At 60.3% G+C, this 13311-nt stretch carries 17 protein-coding genes; 9 read left to right on the plus strand and 8 right to left on the minus strand.

Annotated features, from left to right (window positions below):
* Positions 1 to 231 precede the first annotated feature (231 nt).
* Positions 232 to 375, plus strand: a complete 144-nt coding sequence (locus A3722_RS24480) for a hypothetical protein (RefSeq protein ID WP_162931872.1) — start codon at positions 232 to 234, stop codon at positions 373 to 375.
* Between the two features lie 272 nt (positions 376 to 647).
* Positions 648 to 1367, plus strand: a complete 720-nt coding sequence (locus A3722_RS01380) for a Hint domain-containing protein (protein WP_067622775.1) — start codon at positions 648 to 650, stop codon at positions 1365 to 1367.
* A gap of 1 nt (position 1368) precedes the next feature.
* Here A3722_RS01380 and A3722_RS01385 read toward each other — a convergent pair whose 3' ends face one another.
* Positions 1369 to 1869 (minus strand): Lrp/AsnC family transcriptional regulator, encoded by a 501-nt coding sequence (locus tag A3722_RS01385; protein WP_040700523.1) that lies wholly within the window; start codon positions 1867 to 1869, stop codon positions 1369 to 1371.
* Between the two features lie 215 nt (positions 1870 to 2084).
* On the opposite strand from A3722_RS01385, the gene trxB reads away from it, so the two are divergent.
* Positions 2085 to 3089: a thioredoxin-disulfide reductase gene (gene trxB, locus A3722_RS01390; RefSeq protein ID WP_067622778.1), complete on the plus strand. Its 1005-nt coding sequence runs from the start codon at positions 2085 to 2087 to the stop codon at positions 3087 to 3089.
* 193 nt (positions 3090 to 3282) lie between these two features.
* Complete coding sequence (locus A3722_RS01395; protein ID WP_067622781.1) at positions 3283 to 4995, plus strand: bifunctional sulfate adenylyltransferase/adenylylsulfate kinase; 1713 nt, start codon at positions 3283 to 3285, stop codon at positions 4993 to 4995.
* Between the two features lie 60 nt (positions 4996 to 5055).
* Here the strand turns inward: A3722_RS01395 and A3722_RS01400 are convergent, their stop codons facing one another.
* From A3722_RS01400 to A3722_RS01410, 3 genes are all read right to left on the minus strand, one after another.
* Positions 5056 to 5934, minus strand: coding sequence for a PhzF family phenazine biosynthesis protein (locus tag A3722_RS01400; protein WP_067622783.1), 879 nt, complete (start codon positions 5932 to 5934; stop codon positions 5056 to 5058).
* 79 nt (positions 5935 to 6013) lie between these two features.
* The gene (locus A3722_RS01405; protein WP_007119022.1) at positions 6014 to 6232 is read right to left on the minus strand and encodes a DUF1150 family protein; all 219 of its coding nucleotides are present in this window, start codon (positions 6230 to 6232) and stop codon (positions 6014 to 6016) included.
* A 4-nt stretch (positions 6233 to 6236) separates the two neighbouring features.
* Positions 6237 to 6650 (minus strand): Hsp20 family protein, encoded by a 414-nt coding sequence (locus tag A3722_RS01410; RefSeq protein WP_067267324.1) that lies wholly within the window; start codon positions 6648 to 6650, stop codon positions 6237 to 6239.
* Between the two features lie 163 nt (positions 6651 to 6813).
* On the opposite strand from A3722_RS01410, the gene A3722_RS01415 reads away from it, so the two are divergent.
* From A3722_RS01415 to A3722_RS01425, 3 genes are all read left to right on the plus strand, one after another.
* Positions 6814 to 7038 carry a YdcH family protein gene (locus A3722_RS01415; RefSeq protein ID WP_007119020.1) on the plus strand — a complete coding sequence of 75 codons (225 nt, stop codon included), beginning with the start codon at positions 6814 to 6816 and terminating at the stop codon, positions 7036 to 7038.
* 95 nt (positions 7039 to 7133) lie between these two features.
* Positions 7134 to 7619 (plus strand): 5-(carboxyamino)imidazole ribonucleotide mutase, encoded by a 486-nt coding sequence (gene purE / locus A3722_RS01420; RefSeq protein ID WP_201721935.1) that lies wholly within the window; start codon positions 7134 to 7136, stop codon positions 7617 to 7619.
* Positions 7612 to 8682: a 5-(carboxyamino)imidazole ribonucleotide synthase gene (locus A3722_RS01425; RefSeq protein WP_067622787.1), complete on the plus strand. Its 1071-nt coding sequence runs from the start codon at positions 7612 to 7614 to the stop codon at positions 8680 to 8682. Before purE ends, A3722_RS01425 begins: the two co-directional genes overlap by 8 nt.
* A 2-nt stretch (positions 8683 to 8684) precedes the next feature.
* On the opposite strand, the gene A3722_RS01430 is transcribed toward A3722_RS01425, so the two are convergent.
* Complete coding sequence (locus A3722_RS01430; protein ID WP_067622790.1) at positions 8685 to 9827, minus strand: alpha-D-ribose 1-methylphosphonate 5-triphosphate diphosphatase; 1143 nt, start codon at positions 9825 to 9827, stop codon at positions 8685 to 8687.
* On the minus strand, positions 9814 to 10614 hold the full coding sequence (locus A3722_RS01435; RefSeq protein WP_150119971.1) for an alpha/beta fold hydrolase: 801 nt from the start codon (positions 10612 to 10614) through the stop codon (positions 9814 to 9816). The genes A3722_RS01430 and A3722_RS01435 overlap by 14 nt, the downstream gene beginning before the upstream one ends.
* Positions 10615 to 10677: 63 nt before the next feature.
* Here A3722_RS01435 and A3722_RS01440 point away from each other — a divergent pair, with 63 nt between their 5' ends.
* A complete protein-coding gene (locus A3722_RS01440; protein ID WP_067622796.1) occupies positions 10678 to 11142 on the plus strand; it encodes an NUDIX domain-containing protein in 465 nt (154 codons plus the stop codon).
* Here the strand turns inward: A3722_RS01440 and A3722_RS01445 are convergent.
* Together A3722_RS01445 and A3722_RS01450 are read right to left on the minus strand one after the other, a co-directional pair.
* Positions 11108 to 11956 carry a DMT family transporter gene (locus A3722_RS01445; RefSeq protein WP_067915872.1) on the minus strand — a complete coding sequence of 283 codons (849 nt, stop codon included), beginning with the start codon at positions 11954 to 11956 and terminating at the stop codon, positions 11108 to 11110. The two genes, A3722_RS01440 and A3722_RS01445, sit on opposite strands and share 35 nt — an antisense overlap.
* A gap of 181 nt (positions 11957 to 12137) precedes the next feature.
* Positions 12138 to 12893, minus strand: coding sequence for a sensor histidine kinase (locus tag A3722_RS01450; protein ID WP_067628302.1), 756 nt, complete (start codon positions 12891 to 12893; stop codon positions 12138 to 12140).
* A gap of 157 nt (positions 12894 to 13050) precedes the next feature.
* Between A3722_RS01450 and A3722_RS22970 the strand changes: the two genes are divergently transcribed.
* Positions 13051 to 13311, plus strand: a 261-nt coding sequence (locus A3722_RS22970) for a helix-turn-helix domain-containing protein (protein WP_150119953.1), incomplete at its 3' end; no start/stop codon positions are given.

The following is a 13311-nucleotide window of genomic DNA, read 5'->3' on the forward strand; positions in this document are numbered from 1 at the left end:
GCATTGCTGTCGCTAAACTGGACGTAATCGCATCCGGTTTGATCAATTGTTTCCTGATCTGGCGATAACTGTAGGATTTTAAACACTTTATAGATTGTGGCCTACGCGCCCCAAAGCGCCCAACTTAGCCGTCAAATTCGCGCAAGTTTCTCACCCATCGTCAAAAACCGGCCCGATTGCACTGCGATAGTGAATCCAACGATGCCCGCATGACCGAAGAGGAACCGAGCCATGAAAAAGAACCCGCGCTTCATCAAGTCCGTCGTCGAGACCGCCGCAAAGACGGACACCGTCATGCCATGGGCGCGTGGCGCGCGCCGCGCTGCCTTTATCGCAAAGCGCGCTGGCAACGCTCCGGTCCGCAAGACCGCCTGACAAGTTTCCCCCGGTACCGGCGCCAAAGCGTCCGGTACAAATGACCGCCCCTCGGGACGTTGATTCGTCTCGGGGGGCGTTTTCCTGCAAATATGGCAGCCAAGAGCCGGGCCAAGAAACATACCGCGATTTTAGCGGAAATTGGCGCGGGATGGGCTGTGAATATCCCGGATATTTTGACAATTCCGGCAGAACATGGCGAATTACCTGTCAGTCCGCGCCCAACGGGGCCGCGTTCCGCCCCGCTGCGACGGGTAGATAAGGGGTTTTGCATGACACAGACCGCCGCCACCGATCTTGAAGTTCCGCTGCCTGCGCCAATGCGCAGCTATGAAGTTGCCGCCCTGCGCGCCGACGGTTCGCTCTATATCGGGCAAGACACTGCGCCCGCCGCGCCGCTTTTCGAATCCGCCTTTGCGGCCTTCGCCCGCGGGACGCTGATCCAGACGGTGCAGGGCGACATCGCCATTGAGGACCTTCAGCCCGGCGACATGATCAACACCTCATCGGGGGAACCGGCGCGATTGATCTGGATCGGGTCCAGCAGCTTTATCCCGGCGGACAGCGGGCGGCGGCTTTCGCTGATCCGCATCATGCCCGACAGTTTCGGAGAGGGGCGCCCCAGTTCGTTCCTCACCCTTGGGCCCGCCGCACGGGTACTACACACGCCGCCTCACCTGCGGGCACAGGCGGGGAGCACCCGTTTGCTGACCCCGGTTCGCGCGTTTTTGGATGGGGTCAACGTGATTGAGGTCGCCCCGCCGACCCCGGTGCGCCTGTTCCATATTTGCCTGTCGCGCCATGCGGCGATCAAGGCAGGCGGGTTGGAGATGGAGACCTTTCACCCCGGTGCGCAGGCTCTGCGCGACGCCGCGCCCAGCCTTCGGGATCGGTTTCTGTCGATGTTTCCGCAGATCGCGCATGCGACGGATTTCGGCCCCCTTGCCCATCCCCGCGCGCCTGAAACCACAGAAGACAGCCCAAAGGACTGATTCAGGGCGCGGTCGACAGCCGCGCTTCCAAAACGTCAAAGGGTACGCCGGGATCGTCCTTGGCCCCACGGATCACAAGGCTCGTTTTTACGCTTTCCACATTCGGCGTCGTCAGCAATTGCCCCGTGAGGAAACTTTGAAAGCTCGACAGGTCCGGCGCCACGCATTTCAGGATGAAATCAACCTCACCGTTGAGCATATGGCACTCGCGCACCAACGGCCAACCGCGACATTTCTCTTCAAAAGCGCTCAGATCGGCCTCGGCCTGACTGGCAAGTCCGACCATGGCGAAAACCTGCACCTCAAAGCCCAGTTCGCGCGCATCTACATCGGCATGATAGCCTTTGATGTAGCCTTGTTCTTCCAAGGTGCGGACCCGGCGCAAACAGGGCGGCGCAGAGATGCCAACACGTTTGGCCAGTTCGACATTCGTCATCCGGCCATCCGATTGCAGTTCGGCCAAGATCATCCGGTCGATCGGATCTAGTCGTGTACCCGCCATATTATCCTCAGTGAATTTTCGATTCTTATAGCAGCCTGCGCGGTACGCGCAATAAAGTTTCACACAAGCGCAATAATCTTTGTCTCGGCCCTCAAACTGAACCAGCCGCCTGCTCACGCAAGCGTATTGGCAGGGTGGTGACGGTGGGGGTTTAACGGCTTCCCCGCTATCGCTATATGAGGCGGGCAATATCAATGACAGCCCGGGGGCGCCAGATGGCCGAGACACGTAAAACCAAGGTACTGATCATCGGCTCCGGCCCTGCGGGCTACACCGCCGGGGTCTACGCGAGCCGCGCCATGTTGGAGCCGATCCTCGTTCAAGGGATTGAGCCCGGCGGCCAGCTGACCACCACCACCGAGGTCGAGAACTGGCCCGGCGACAGCGAGGTGCAAGGCCCCGACCTGATGATCCGCATGCAGGACCATGCCAAGGCCATGGGCACCGAGATCATCGGCGACATCATCACCGATCTCGATCTCTCAAGCCGTCCGTTCCACGCCAAAGGCGACAGCGGCACGACCTATGTCGCCGACGCCGTGATCCTTGCCACCGGGGCGCGGGCCAAATGGCTGGGGTTGGAGAGCGAGGAAAAGTTCAAAGGGTTCGGCGTGTCGGCCTGCGCCACCTGTGACGGCTTTTTCTACCGGGGCCAAGAGATTGTGGTGATCGGCGGCGGCAACACCGCCGTGGAAGAGGCGCTGTTTCTGACCAACTTCGCCTCCAAGGTCACGTTGATCCACCGCCGTGATGAACTGCGCGCTGAAAAAATCCTGATCGACCGACTGATGAAGAACCCCAAGATCGAGCCGCTGTGGTTCCACGAGCTTGAGGAAGTCTATGGCACCGACAGCCCGCTGGGTGTCGAAGGCGTGAAGGTTAAACACGTTAAGACCGGCGAAATCACCGATATCCCGGCCAAAGGTGTCTTTGTGGCCATCGGTCACGCGCCCTCGAATGAATTGGTTAAGGACACGTTGGAAACCCACATGGGCGGCTATGTCGTGACCAAACCGGACAGCACCGAAACCTCTATTCCCGGCGTCTTTGCCGCGGGCGATCTGACGGACCACAAGTATCGCCAAGCGGTGACAAGCGCTGGCATGGGCTGCATGGCCGCGCTGGAAGCTGAGCGTTTTCTGGCCGAAGTGGGCGATGATGAGGGCAAAGACACCTCCCTTCCGCTTGGCTATGGGGCCGAAGTGAAGGAAGACGTTTAAGTCAACCGAAGGCGCGGCGGAGATAATTCTGGTTTCCGCCGCCCTTGAACACCCGAATTGCAGGCCATCCCGAGATCGCGGGATAACAGCCTTTAACGATACGATTCCCCCTAGAACTATAGACTTTTTACGCCTTTTGCAGCTATGGCAGCCAAGACCGAAGCCGCCTGCCCCCTGAAGAAAAGTGATAGTTATGATGCCCAGCAACCTCGCCCCTATTTCCGAACTCTATGTCTCTTACGAGTCTGCGCAGAAACTGAAGATCGAAGCCGGCAATCTGGTGAGCCTTGATCTCACCCCGCGTCAGATTTGCGATCTGGAGCTTCTGATGAACGGCGGTTTCAACCCGCTCAAAGGTTTCCTGTCCGAGGAAGACTATGACGGCGTGGTCGAGAACATGCGCCTGGCGGATGGCAGCCTCTGGCCGATGCCGATCAACCTCGACGTCAGCGACGCCTTCGCCGAAAAGCTGGAACTGGGTCAGGACATCGCCCTGCGCGACCAAGAGGGCGTGATCCTTGCGACCATGACCATCACCGACCGTTGGACCCCCAATAAGGCACGTGAGGCCGAGAAGGTCTTTGGCGCGGATGACGATGCGCATCCGGCGGTGAACTATCTGCACAACCAAGCGGGCAACGTTTATCTCGGTGGTCCGGTGACCGGCATCCAGCAGCCCGTACACTATGATTTTCGCGCCCGTCGCGACACGCCCAACGAATTGCGCGCCTATTTCCGCAAGCTGGGCTGGCGCCGCGTCGTGGCCTTTCAAACCCGCAACCCGCTGCACCGCGCGCACCAGGAACTCACCTTCCGTGCCGCCCGTGAGGCGCAGGCCAACCTGCTGATCCATCCGGTCGTCGGCATGACCAAACCCGGCGACGTGGATCACTTCACCCGCGTGCGCTGCTATGAAGCGGTGCTCGATAAATACCCTGCCGCCACCACCTCGATGAGCCTCTTGAACCTCGCCATGCGCATGGCTGGCCCGCGTGAGGCCGTCTGGCACGGTCTGATCCGCAAGAACCACGGCTGCACCCATTTCATTGTTGGCCGCGACCACGCTGGCCCCGGCAAGAACTCCGCCGGTGAAGATTTCTATGGCCCCTATGACGCGCAGGACCTGTTCCGCGCGCATCAGGAGGAAATGGGCATCGAAATGGTCGATTTCAAACATATGGTCTGGGTGCAGGAACGCGCTCAATATGAGGCCATGGATGAGATCGAGGACAAAGACAGCGTTACCATCCTGAACATCTCGGGCACCGAGCTGCGCCGCCGCCTGCGCGAAGGGCTGGAGATTCCTGAGTGGTTCTCCTTCCCCGAGGTCGTGAAGGAGCTGCGCCGCACCTCGCCGCCGCGCTCGAAGCAGGGTTTCACCGTCTTCTTCACCGGGTTCTCCGGCTCGGGCAAATCCACCATCGCCAACGCGCTGATGGTCAAGCTGATGGAGATGGGCGGCCGCCCTGTGACGCTCCTGGATGGCGATATCGTGCGGAAAAACCTCAGCTCGGAACTGGGCTTCTCGAAAGAGCACCGCGACCTGAACATCCGCCGCATCGGCTATGTTGCAAGCGAGATCACCAAGAACGGCGGCATCGCGATCTGTGCGCCGATCGCGCCCTATGCCACCACCCGTCGCGCAGTGCGCGAGGATGTGGAGAACTTCGGCGCATTCGTCGAGGTCCATGTCGCGACTTCCATCGAAGAATGCGAGCGCCGCGACCGCAAGGGGCTCTACAAGCTGGCGCGCGAAGGCAAGATCAAAGAGTTCACAGGCATTTCCGACCCCTATGACGTACCGCAGAACGCCGAACTGGTGCTGGAGACCGAGAATGTTGAGGTCGACAACTGTGCCCATCAGGTGTTGCTGAAGCTCGAAAACATGGGGCTGATCGCGGGTTAAACCGCTCGGCCTTCGTAGAATGGAAACGCAGCCCCTCGGGGCTGCGTTTTGCGTTTCGGCTCAGGCCACCTCGGGCATGAAGACTTGGCCCGACATTACCACACACCCCTGCCCCGCGACGCGCACCCCGGAGATCGCATCGCGGGGGCCCAGCACTTCGACCTCTGCCCGCCCCGGACGGCCCATGAGGTGCCCCTGTTCGGCGACAAATCGGGGGCTATCGATCAGCCCCCGCGCCCAGAGATAGGCTGCCATCGCGCCTGTTGCCGATCCGGTGAAAGGGTCTTCGGCGGGGCTGGGCGGGGCCAATAGCAGCCGCGCATAGGTATCGCCCGCCGAAGTTGCGCCGTCGAGTGTTACCCAAAAAGGCTCCATCATATCGCTGTCTTGCCCCAGATGGGCGTTGTAATCTGCCAGCGCCCGGGAATCGAGTTTCAGCCCTTCCAGCGCCGCGCGGCTGCGCAAGACCGTGATGCAAAAGGGCAGCCCGGTAGAGACCACCTGCGGCTGCCCGATGATATCGCCTGGCTCCAAACCGCCCACGTTTGAAACCAGATCGACAGGCACTTCGACCCCGAAAACAGGCGCGATCTGCGTCATTGCGATCTGGGCACCGCAGACCTCTATCTCCACGATACCCGCGCCCGTCTCCAGCCGCAGCGGCCCTTCACCGATCAGCCCGCGATGGCGCAGGGCCGCGACGGTGGCGATGGTCGGATGGCCGGCAAAGGGTATCTCTCGGCTGGCGAGGTAGTATTTCACTTTGAAGTCTGCGATCTCGGACGGCCCTGTAAAGGTGCATTCTACCAAAGATGTCTCACGCACATAGGCCGTGCACAGGTCATCAGGCAGCACCGCCCCGCCATGCACCACGGCACAGCCATTGCCGCCAAAGACCTGATCGGTGAAAGCATCCACCCAGTCGAAATCGAATTCCATACGCCCGCTCCCAATAACAAAAGGCCGCAGCGGACTGCGGCCTTGCATCGGGCTTAGCGTATCGTCGTGCCGCGCGGCGTCAATGCACCATCACTGGCCGGTAGTCATGCTCTCGCGCCAGCGAGAAAGCGAGTTTCTGATCGCCGACCAGCGCCAGTTGCTGCCCTTCGGCATCGTGAACGGCATAGAGAAGCTCAAGCCCCTCGGCCTGATCGCGCACTTCGCGCGGCAGATCGGCGACAGCGATGGTTTTGACATAGACCATACGGTCATTTCCGTGGGTGATTGCGTCTTGCATGATGTTACCCCTTCTTGATCTTGATGGTTTGAACCACCGTTTCAGGCTTGGCGCGCGTCAGGTCGACATGCAGCAGACCATTCTCCATAACGGCTTCGCCCACATCGACTCCATCGGCCAGAACGAACGAGCGCTGAAATTGTCGCGCGGCGATCCCACGGTGCAAAAACACCCGATCTTCGCCATCGTCAGACTGACGCCCACGGATCACGAGCTGTCTATCCTCAACTGTTATCGACAGATCCTGTTCCGAAAAACCAGCCACGGCAAGTGTGATCCGATAGCTGTAGTCAGATGTTTGTTCGATATTGAACGGCGGATAACCTTCGTTTCCGGCTTTGGCGCTGCGTTCAAGCACCCGTTCCAATTGTTCAAACCCAAGCATATGTGGGTAAGAGGCAAGCGTTAATTTCGTCATGCGACACGTCCTTATCAGGTCAAGCGACAGTGTTTCACAGGCCCCGCATTCGGCAACCCGTTGCATTGAATATGGGGGGGCTTTCTTGCCTGCGCAAGGGCTATGCCAAATGATCTCAAGCGCTTATATTCAAGGTTCAGATGCCCAACGGAATCACCTACCCATGAATGCCCCTACCGATCTGTCGATGAAAACGGATGAAGTGCTGCGTGTTGAACTTGAGGTCTTCCGACGGGAACATCGCGATCTGGATGACGCCATCCACGCTCTTGTGGAAAAAGGAACTGGCGATCAATTGACCCTGCAGCGGCTGAAAAAGCGCAAGCTGCGGCTCAAGGATCTCATCGCCCAGATCGAAGACCGCCTGACCCCCGATATCATCGCCTAAACCTTGAACTCTGTTGCCTGCGGCAATCATCGTTGCCACATGGGCCGGGATGGGTATAGTGCGCGCTCTGATCCACCAAGAGAAGGCCCTGCGCAATGACCACGCCCCCGGTTGGCATCATCATGGGGTCCCAGTCCGACTGGGCCACCATGCGCGAAGCAGCAACCCTGCTGGAAGAGCTTAACATCCCCTTTGAGGCGCGCATCGTGTCCGCCCATCGCACGCCAGACCGGCTGTGGGACTATGGCAAAACGGCGGTGGACCGTGGCCTGCAAGTGATTATCGCAGGCGCTGGCGGTGCGGCGCATTTGCCGGGCATGATGGCCTCCAAAACCCGCGTGCCGGTGATTGGCGTGCCGGTGCAGACCAAGGCGCTCTCGGGTGTGGATTCGCTCTATTCCATCCTGCAGATGCCGCGCGGCTTTCCGGTCGCGACCATGGCCATCGGTGCAGCGGGCGCAGCCAATGCGGCCTTGATGGCGGCAGGCATCCTTGCCTTGCAAGATGCGGAACTGGCCAAGCGGTTGGACGATTGGCGCGACGCGCTGAGCGCCTCAATCCCCGAGGTGCCGCATGACTGAGCCACTGCAAACCGGCGCCACCATCGGCATTCTGGGCGGAGGTCAACTGGGGCGCATGCTCTCGGTCGCCGCCGCGCGGCTTGGCTTTCGCACCCATATCTTTGAGCCGGGCGCCAACCCGCCCGCCGCCGATGTGGCCCATGCGGTGACCACCGCAGGCTATGACGACCACAAAGCGCTGGAGGCTTTCGCCCGCGCCTGTGACATCGTGACCTTCGAGTTTGAGAACATCCCCACCGAGGCGCTCGACGTGGTCGAAGCAATCACCCCGATCCGCCCGGGCCGCGAAGCGCTGCGGGTTTCGCAAGATCGACTGACGGAGAAAACCTTCCTCGGCGACCTCGGCCTGAAGGTGGCCCCTTTCGCCGATGTAATTGACGCCGCGACCCTGAAAGCCGCCGTGGCACAGATCGGCACGCCCGCGATCCTCAAGACCCGCCGTTTCGGCTATGACGGCAAAGGCCAAGCGCGGCTGAAAGACGATGCCGACCTCGACACCGCTTGGGCCGAGATGAACGGCGCGCCTTCGGTGCTCGAAGGGTTCGTGAATTTTAGCGCCGAGATTTCCGTCATCGCCGCGCGCAGCGCCACGGGCGAAGTCGCCTGTTTCGATCCCGGTGAGAACGTCCACCGTGACGGCATCCTGCACACCACCACCGTCCCGGCAAAGATCAGCAACGCGCAGCGCACCGATGCGGTCTTGCTCGCCGGTCGGGTGCTCAACGCGCTTGAGTATGTCGGCGTCATGGGGGTTGAGCTTTTCGTCACCCCGCAGGGGCTGATCGTGAACGAAATCGCCCCACGGGTGCATAACTCGGGCCATTGGACCCAGAATGGCTGCGCGATCGACCAGTTCGAGCAGCACATCCGCGCCGTCGCGGGCTGGCCCTTGGGCGATGGTCAGCGCTATGCGGATGTGGTGATGACCAACCTCATCGGTGACGATATGGACCGCGTGCCAGAGCTTGCCCGCGCGCGCGACACAGCGCTGCATCTCTACGGCAAGGCCGAGGTGAAACCGGGCCGCAAGATGGGCCATGTGAACCAGATCATTCGCGCCTGAGGTCAGGCGACGAAACGCTCCGCAACCGCGCCGGACATGAAGCTTACCCGCCCCGCCACGAAAGTGGCGGCGACGCGGCCCGTGGTCTTGTCCAACACAACGATATCCGCGCGTTTGCCCGGCGCCAGCGTGCCACGATCGGTAAGCCCCAGCACCTGCGCCGGCCCGGATGAGACCAGCGCCCATGCCCCCGCAAGGTCGAGCAGCCCGCTTTGCGACAGCATCAGGGCGGCACGGCGCGGCGAAGGGTAATGATAGTCTGACGCCAAGGCGTGACACAGCCCCATGCTGATCAGATCCAGCGCTGACAGGTTGCCGTTATGCGACCCGCCGCGCACCACATTGGGCGCGCCCATGATCACCGCATCGCCCGCCCCATGCGCGGCCTCGGCGGCCTCCTGCGTTTCGGGAAATTCTGCCAGTGTCACACCCCGGGCCCGCCACAGGCCGCGCCCCTCGGCGGTCTGATCATCATGGCTGCCCATTTTGACCCCGCGTTGCGCCAGTTCTGCACACAGTCGATCCAAGGCCGCTGGCACCTCATCGCGCCGAGCGTGCATCTCCTGCATTTGAGCCAAATGGCTCTCGGGGCTACGCCCAGCCTTCAGCGCCTGCCCCACCAGCCGTTTCGGCATCTTACCCGCTGCCAAGCGGTCATGCGGCAGGTGATCGTTGAACACCACATAGCCCACGCCCCACTCCGCCATACGCTGCGGCAGACTGTCGTAGAGGTCGAGCATATGGGTCTCAAAGCGCAACTGCGGGCGGATATCAGTGACCAATTCCGGCGCCGTGTCGCGGATGCCGCTAAAGACCTGATCGGCAAATTCCAGCCCCCGCAGGCCGCCCTCCCAACTGACGAATTGGGCCAAAACAGCTGTGGTCATGCCGTTGGCCGCCAGTTCCGCCTCTGCGGCAACCAGCCCTTCGGAAAGCTGCTTCATCGCCCCCCGACGCGGGGCCAGATGCCGCTCGAAGGCATCGCCATGCAGATCGACGATCCCCGGCAGCACTTGGAAGCCAGTCAGGTCAACACTCCGCCCCACCGGGCGGTCATTAATCACCCCTTTGGCAAAAGACAGCGGCGCGCGGCTAAGCCCTTCGGGATGCAGAACCTCTGCGTTCATCAGGTCAAGGTTTGGCATCGTCCCCTCCCAACCCCGGCAGGCACCCGCCTTCGGGGCAGCCAATCGCGTTCAATACACCATCGATAAAGGTCATCGACCGGTCAAAACTGCCGGTTTTCAAAAACGCCATGGTCTGGGCGATAACGCGCGGGTTGTTCATCATGAAAGTGTGGGTCACGGGCAAGACGATATGCTCTTTCATTCCCGCAACACGGGTCGACGCGACCGAGACCTTCCCGTCATCCGGACCCGGCAAAAGGCTTGAGAAATAAGGGTTCAGAGACTGTGACCCCGCAATCACGCCCAACTCAAACGGCACAGGCGGCAATTGGTTCGGGAGCGCCCCATCCCCGGTGCCGATCTCGGCCCCGGCCGGGCCGTTCAACCACTCAAAGGCGGGGTTCTCGACCAATTCGTCGACCACTTCGCTGCCGTGATTGGGCGGCCCCAGCATCACCACGCGGCCGACACGGTCGGCGCCAGCCTCTGCCACCCATTTGCGCACCAGAATACCACCCATAGAATGGGTCACGAAATCAATCTGCGCGGTGCCACAAGCGGCAACCGCCTGTGGCAAGGTCTGCTTGGTCAACTCAGCGATATTGGCCTCGGTTGAGGGATAGCCGGGGCGCACCACGCGGTACCCTTCGGCGGCCAAGGCGGCCTCCATAACAGCGAAAGACATCTCGGTTCGTGCCAGCCCATGCAGCAATACAACACAGCGGCCCGCAGCCGTTTCAGCCGCCGCAGGCAGAGGAATCGCCAGCCAAATCGCGGCGATCAGCAAGGTGAGAGGTTTCATCATGCCCTCCAGATAGACTGATTGGCGGGACTGTGAAATGGTCTTGGCGCGTTACCTGACGAAAGTATGCCGATGCCCCGCCCCTGCCCCCGATTAGCCGCCCGCGCTGTCTTGTTGCACGAGGACCGCCTCCTGCTGGTCAATGCCTATGCCGACAATCGACTGGGTTTGATGTGCGCCCCCGGCGGTGGAGTAGAGGCCGGCGCCTCCCTGCCCGACAACCTGCGCCGCGAGGTGTTCGAAGAGACGGGCCTGACGATCTCGGTCGGCGCGCCCTGTCTGGTCAACGAATTCCACGACCCCAGCGGCGATTTTCATCAGGTGGATATCTATTTCAGGTGCCATATCCTCGGCCCCGCCCAGATCGCGTCAGACTGGAAGGATCACGAAGCCATCGTCACCCGACATCAATGGGTCACCAAATCCGAATTGGCGCAGATTCCACACAAGCCCGACAGTCTCGGCGCGGTCGCCTTTGGTCCGGCGGAGGCGGCGATTACCTACGATCCGTTGGAGCCGATCTTGCGCTGATCGCCCAAGCAATCCCGCCCAGAACCAACGCCGTCGCGATAAGCAGCGTGAGGTTCAGCGGTTCACCCAAAAGCAGCGCGCCAGCAAGAATGGCGATGATCGGCACGCTAAGCTGCGCCACTGCTGCCGTGCCACCGTCGATCCGGGCCAGCACCGCATACCACAATGCGTACCCAAGGCCGGAAGTTACCCCACCGCAAAGCGCGCCCAACAGCAGGCCCGTCATACTGAAATGCGACCCTGTCAAAGCGGGCAGGATAAGCATGAAAGGCAGGCAGAGCAGAAAATTCGCCGAAGTCGCCGCCAAGGGATCGCCAGATGTGCGACCAATGATCGTATAGGCGGCCCAGCCCATCCCCGCGGCGACCATCAATCCAGCGCCCATGATATCTGCTGAACCCTGCCCATCCGGCCAAAGAACAAGCACCAATCCGGCAAAGGCCGCGGCGGCGCCCGTGATTTGCCGCGCGGTGGGGGCCGCGCCGGTCATCGCGGCGTAGGTAAACATGGTAATCTGCACGACACCAAAAAGAATAAGCGCGCCGAGCCCGGCATCCAACGTTAGATACGCGAGGCTAAAACCAATCATATAGACAGCAAGGCTGACAGCGCCGCCGATCCTGTTGCGTCGCAAGAGCGGCAGCCGCCCGCCCCGTAGCGCCACCATGATCCCCAAAACCAGAGCGCCTGCGGCGACGCGAACGAGCGCAAAGCCCGCAGGATCAATATGCCCACCGTCGACTGCCATCCGTGTCAAAATGGAGTTTGCCGCAAAAGCGGACATGGTGAGAGCGGAGAGAAGGAAAAGCTGCATGACCATTCGCTTAGCCCTCCTACCCAGCTGCGCCAAGTGCTGATTCTTCTCTACATAGCAATCTAACTTGGTCTTGATGACAAACCCCCTCGATTTGACCAGCGCGATCGGATGAGGCGATCAAATCAGCGCATCATCACGACAGGTGAAACCTGGTGCGCTTGCCAGGGTCATTCGAGGTTCATGTTGCACTGCCTATATTGCCTCCCTCCAAACGCACCTCTACCAACGCACCGCGTTCGGCACCGGTCGAAATCAAACGGGCATATCCGCCATAACTCCCGGCGATCTTTCGAACCAAAGCCAGCCCAAGCCCGGAGCCTTCCACCTCGTCCCGGGATCGCAACGTGGTCATCGGCTTGAAAACACGCTCGTGAAATCGCGGATGAATCCCCGGCCCATCGTCTGAAACGGTCAACATTAGGTCAGACCCTTCGCGCCATGCCGCCACCTTGACCCTTCCTGAAAACTTATCATGATGCTTGATCGCGTTTCCGATCAATGCCGAAAGGAGCGTGTGAAGGTCTGCTTCATCAATAAGAAATGAGCCGCAACCAAAGTCATGATCGATCCGGAAACCACTGGTCGGCCCAATTTCCTTTACCACAGCATCGAATTTCTCTTGGAGACTAACCTCTTGTATATTCGCCATCTTCCCTGCGCGGGAATACTGCAACAGATCGAACAGCATCCGATCCAAACGCTGCGTATGCCGCTTCATCAAAGTAATGGAACTATGCACCGAAGGACTTACCTCAAGCCCAGACTCCTCGATATCCTCGGCAATCCATTCTGGCAGTTCCAATAGCGCGCGGATGGAACCGCGCAGATCATGGCTTACCAAATGGATAAACTCCTCTGCGTCCGGCGCCGTATTTGGCTGTTTCCCCAAAGGGATTTCAACGTCGAGTGACGAATATAGCTGGGGATGGGTCATATCACTAACGCCCTACGCTTGACCGTTGGACAGAGCCCCGCACCTGTTGATTGTCACTGAGAACTGACCCGGTAGCCCCATAAATTGTCACTGAGAATTGACCCATGTGAACACACTTCCCCGACGGTTTTGGTTGGGGGGATTTGGAGTGATCGACATGGGATTTTTGAGTGTCATTCGACGCTGGGCATTGCGTGACAAGATGCCAATCAGGGAGATTGCCCGGCGGACGGGTTTGTCTCGGAACACGATAAAGAAGTATCTGCGTGAAGGTGCGGTGGAACCGCAGTTCAAGACGCCCAAGCGTCCAAGCAAGCTGGATCCCTATTCGGATCGGCTGTCAGCCTGGCTTTTAATCCAGACGCGGAAGTCACGCAAAGAGCGGCGGACAGTGAAGCAAATGCATGCTGATCTGGTG

The sequence above is a fragment of the Sulfitobacter sp. HI0027 genome (assembly GCF_001634775.1).
In the GTDB taxonomy this organism is placed as follows: Bacteria; Pseudomonadota; Alphaproteobacteria; order Rhodobacterales; family Rhodobacteraceae; genus Sulfitobacter.

What these genes read in the sequence shown, in the direction of transcription:
- A3722_RS01430 (WP_067622790.1), bottom strand. Translation starts at nt 9,827, where the DNA reads ATGCCAAACCTTGACCTGATGAACGCAGAGGTTCTGCATCCCGAAGGG.
- trxB (WP_067622778.1), top strand. Translation starts at nt 2,085, where the DNA reads ATGGCCGAGACACGTAAAACCAAGGTACTGATCATCGGCTCCGGCCCT.
- A3722_RS01445 (WP_067915872.1), bottom strand. Translation starts at nt 11,956, where the DNA reads ATGCAGCTTTTCCTTCTCTCCGCTCTCACCATGTCCGCTTTTGCGGCA.
- A3722_RS01415 (WP_007119020.1), top strand. Translation starts at nt 6,814, where the DNA reads ATGAATGCCCCTACCGATCTGTCGATGAAAACGGATGAAGTGCTGCGT.
- A3722_RS01395 (WP_067622781.1), top strand. Translation starts at nt 3,283, where the DNA reads ATGATGCCCAGCAACCTCGCCCCTATTTCCGAACTCTATGTCTCTTAC.
- A3722_RS24480 (WP_162931872.1), top strand. Translation starts at nt 232, where the DNA reads ATGAAAAAGAACCCGCGCTTCATCAAGTCCGTCGTCGAGACCGCCGCA.
- A3722_RS01405 (WP_007119022.1), bottom strand. Translation starts at nt 6,232, where the DNA reads ATGCAAGACGCAATCACCCACGGAAATGACCGTATGGTCTATGTCAAA.
- A3722_RS01410 (WP_067267324.1), bottom strand. Translation starts at nt 6,650, where the DNA reads ATGACGAAATTAACGCTTGCCTCTTACCCACATATGCTTGGGTTTGAA.
- A3722_RS01385 (WP_040700523.1), bottom strand. Translation starts at nt 1,869, where the DNA reads ATGGCGGGTACACGACTAGATCCGATCGACCGGATGATCTTGGCCGAA.
- A3722_RS01425 (WP_067622787.1), top strand. Translation starts at nt 7,612, where the DNA reads ATGACTGAGCCACTGCAAACCGGCGCCACCATCGGCATTCTGGGCGGA.
- A3722_RS01450 (WP_067628302.1), bottom strand. Translation starts at nt 12,893, where the DNA reads ATGACCCATCCCCAGCTATATTCGTCACTCGACGTTGAAATCCCTTTG.
- A3722_RS01435 (WP_150119971.1), bottom strand. Translation starts at nt 10,614, where the DNA reads ATGATGAAACCTCTCACCTTGCTGATCGCCGCGATTTGGCTGGCGATT.
- A3722_RS01400 (WP_067622783.1), bottom strand. Translation starts at nt 5,934, where the DNA reads ATGGAATTCGATTTCGACTGGGTGGATGCTTTCACCGATCAGGTCTTT.
- A3722_RS01380 (WP_067622775.1), top strand. Translation starts at nt 648, where the DNA reads ATGACACAGACCGCCGCCACCGATCTTGAAGTTCCGCTGCCTGCGCCA.
- A3722_RS01440 (WP_067622796.1), top strand. Translation starts at nt 10,678, where the DNA reads ATGCCGATGCCCCGCCCCTGCCCCCGATTAGCCGCCCGCGCTGTCTTG.
- purE (WP_201721935.1), top strand. Translation starts at nt 7,134, where the DNA reads ATGACCACGCCCCCGGTTGGCATCATCATGGGGTCCCAGTCCGACTGG.